This is a genomic window from Nostoc sp. (genome assembly GCF_041747015.1).
Taxonomy (GTDB): Bacteria; Cyanobacteriota; Cyanobacteriia; order Cyanobacteriales; family Nostocaceae; genus Nostoc.
Genome location: NZ_JBGTFY010000388.1, coordinates 1 through 3,554, shown reverse-complemented (window position 1 = coordinate 3,554; position 3,554 = coordinate 1). Strand labels below are relative to the sequence as shown.

Annotated in this window: 2 protein-coding genes; both read left to right on the top strand. The window is 42.3% G+C overall.

Annotation, left to right across the window (positions count from 1 at the left end; genetic code table 11):
* The first annotated feature begins 443 nt into the window (after positions 1-443).
* Positions 444-824: an aspartate 1-decarboxylase gene (gene panD / locus ACEW80_RS30525; protein WP_373530201.1), complete on the top strand. Its 381-nt coding sequence runs from the start codon at positions 444-446 to the stop codon at positions 822-824.
* A 290-nt stretch (positions 825-1,114) separates the two neighbouring features.
* The coding region (locus ACEW80_RS30520) for a response regulator (RefSeq protein ID WP_373530200.1) at positions 1,115-3,554 on the top strand (2,440 nt) is incomplete at its 3' end.

The window sequence follows — 3,554 nt, the reverse complement described above, 5'->3', positions numbered from 1 at the left end:
GTAGAAGCTAGGCGTGAACAAATCCAGGCTTTAGAAGAAAGTTTTAAACGCGATAAAGAAAATGAAAACTCTCCTGAAGCATAGATCCCCCTAACCCACGTCAACAAAGCGGTCAGACTCAGCTACACCGCTTTTTGACTCCCTTTAAAAAAGGGGGAAAATATGGATTATTCTCCTGTTTAAGGGAAATATTTAGGCGATCCCCCCTAGATCCCCTTAAAAAAGGGGGAAAATATGGATTATTCTTCTGTTTAAGGGAAATATTTATTAGTCTCCTTTTTAAAAGTAAATATTAATTCCTCCCCTTTTTAAGGGGGATCTAATCGACCACCACCAACCAAAAGACTTTCAAAATATCCTTACTTAAGCTTGTCTGTCTCTACAAGTCTAAAATGTAAGAGGAAAGAAATAACTTTTTCCTTTTGCTCCATAGCCCCACGACAATGCAACGAACATTTCTTAGCGCCAAAATACATAGTTGCACGCTTACGGCTGCCAATCTTGATTATGTTGGTAGTATTAGTATTGATCGCACTTTATTAGACGCTGCGGGGATTTTGCCCTACGAACAGGTGCAGGTAGTTAATATTGCTAATGGCGAACGATTAATTACTTATGCGATTTCTTCTGCCGCCAATTCTGGAGCGATAGAATTAAATGGAGCCGCCGCCCGCCTTGGTATGGCAGGCGATCGCATTATTATTATGACTTACACTCAGCTTGACGAGCAAGAGATCAAAACTTACTGTCCTACAGTTGTTTTGGTAGATGAGCATAACAGAATCAAAGAAGTCCGGCGTTACGACGATTTGCTGACTGCATGACTAGTTATTGACCAAAAGATTTGTAGAATCGCCTTGAAAATGCGATTACTTTTTACTTAGTCTTCAAATTCGATCTTTATAACTTAAGTAATAAGTTCGCTAATACAATTTTAAAGCTTCTGCCAAGATGCCTGTTATGATAAAGAAATCATCTATCGTAAGGAATAAGATAAATGATGTACAAATGATACTGCACTTAAAAACCCCTCCATAGTAAGGTACTAGCAACATCGCTACACGTAATATTTATTGCTAGTACCCGAACGGAATTAGAAAATATGTAAAGCATAATGCCCAAGCAACACCGCACCATTTTAATAGTTGATGATTTTCCTCCCGATCGGGAACTTTATCGCCGCTATCTGCAAGCCGATGTAGAGAATGACTACACAGTATTAGAGGCACAGTCATCAGAAGAAGGGTTAAATTTGTGTGGAGTGCAGCCCGTTGATGGAATTATATTAGACTTTTCTTTGCCAGACTTGGACGGATTAGAATTTTTGGCAGCATTGAAAAAAATGCAGTTGGGCTTTTGTCCGTCAGTAATAATGATTACAGGACAAGGAAATGAAACCGTTGCCGCCAAAGCAATTAAAAACGGTGCGGAAGATTATTTAGTCAAAGATCGCATAACTCCATTGATGTTGCAAGTGGTGGTAGGAAGTGCGATCGCATCGAGCAAATTACAGCACCAGTTGCAGCAAAGAATTGAGCAAGAAAAAATTGTTAGCCAAATCGCTCTGCAAATTCGTCAATCGCTCAATTTAGCAGAAGTTTTACAAACAGCAGTCAACCAAGTTAGGCAATTTCTGCAAACCGATCGCGTAATTATTTTTCAAATCCAACCCGACGGCGGCGGCAAGGTAACTGTCGAATCGGTAGGAGATCAATGGCAAAGTATTTTAGCATCCAACTTTTACGACCCTTGCTATCAAAACCGCTATAACGACGAACATCGCCAAGGGTTAATTGTCGCCGGAACCAATATACATAACGCTGAGGTAGAGCAGTGTTATATTGACTTGCTAGAACCGTTGCAAGTTCAAGCCTCTCTAGTTGCGCCCTTATTTCGGGGCGATGACTTGTGGGGATTATTAATTGCTCATCATTGCTCGTCGCCGCGAGCGTGGCAAGAATTAGAAATTGATTTAATCAAGCAACTATCAACTCAAATCGGCATTGCGATTTCCCAAAGCGAACTTTACCAACAAGTCCAAAGCGAACTAAGGCAAAGACAACAGGTAGAAGCAGAACTTAGTGAGAGCGAAGCTGGTTTGCGCCTTGCTCTAGATGCCGCCAAAATGGGAACGTGGAACTGGAATATCCTCACAAATCAAAATAAATGGTCTGCCAATATGGAGGCTTTATTTGGTTTTCAAAGCGAGGAGTTTGATGGTTCCTTCGCTAAGTTTGTTGAAAGACTACACCCAGAAGACTGCGATCGCGTCCTTCATGCTATCAACCAATCGGTGACTACAGGCGCAGAATATAATATTGAATTTAAAGTTGTGTATCCTAGCGGTCAAATCCGATGGGCGCATAGCACTGGACAAGTTTTTTATAATCAAACGGGGCAACCTGTCCGCATGGCGGGAGTTGATATAGATATCACCGCTTCTCAGGATCTCAAAGCAGAAAAAGAAGTATTGCTACAACGCGAACAAGCCGCCAGGAGAGAAGCTGAAGCCGCAAATCTTAGTAAAGATGAATTTTTGGCGGTGGTATCTCATGAATTGCGATCGCCTCTAAATGCAATTTTAGGCTGGGTGCAGCTACTTCAGACGCGGGAACTAGACAAAGAAACTGTTAACCGAGCGCTGGAAACTATTGAGCGCAACACCAAAACTCAAGTAAAACTAATTGAAGACTTGCTAGATGTTTCGCGGATGATTCGCGGCGAGTTGCAGCTAACGATGGCTCCCGTAAACTTGGCTGCGGTAATTGAAAATACTATTATTAATGCCAGCTTGGCAGCAGAGGCGCAGCAGATAGAACTTCATTCAAGCATTAATACTGATTGTCAAATTTTGGGAGATTTGAACCGTTTACAACAAATCATTACCAACTTATTGACAAACGCAATTAAGTTTACTCCAAGCGGGGGGAGAGTGGAAATTTGTTTGCACAAATGTGACAATTTTGCTCAAATCCAAGTAACAGATACCGGGATGGGAATTAGTCAAGAATTTTTGCCCCATGTATTTGATCGCTTCCGCCGTGCCGATAGTTCCACAGAGCGTTCAAAAGATGGGTTGGGTTTGGGGCTTGCGATCGTAAGTCAACTAACAGCGTTGCACAATGGTACAATTAGCGCCAGTAGCCCAGGCATAGGACAGGGAACGACGTTTACATTACTATTGCCCCTTTTTGATCCAGAAATTACCGCAGACGTAAAACTACTGCCCCTGACTGCTATCCGCATTTTGGTAGTAGATGACGAAGTTGATAGCTTAGAACTTATAGAGTTTATATTGGCACAATCAGGGGCGATTGTGAAGCCCGTTAGCTGCGCCGCCGACGCGCTAGAAAGTATTGAGCAGTTTAAACCAGATATTTTAATTAGCGATCTTGCCCTGCCGCAAGTCGATGGTTATGCTCTATGGAGTTGCATTCGGCAAATGAAGCAAGTAGGACAAATACCTGCGATCGCTCTTTCTGCTTTTGCCCAACAAGAAGATGTCCAAAAGTCGCTCTCGGCTGGGTTTACGCGCCATTTAACGAAACCCCTAG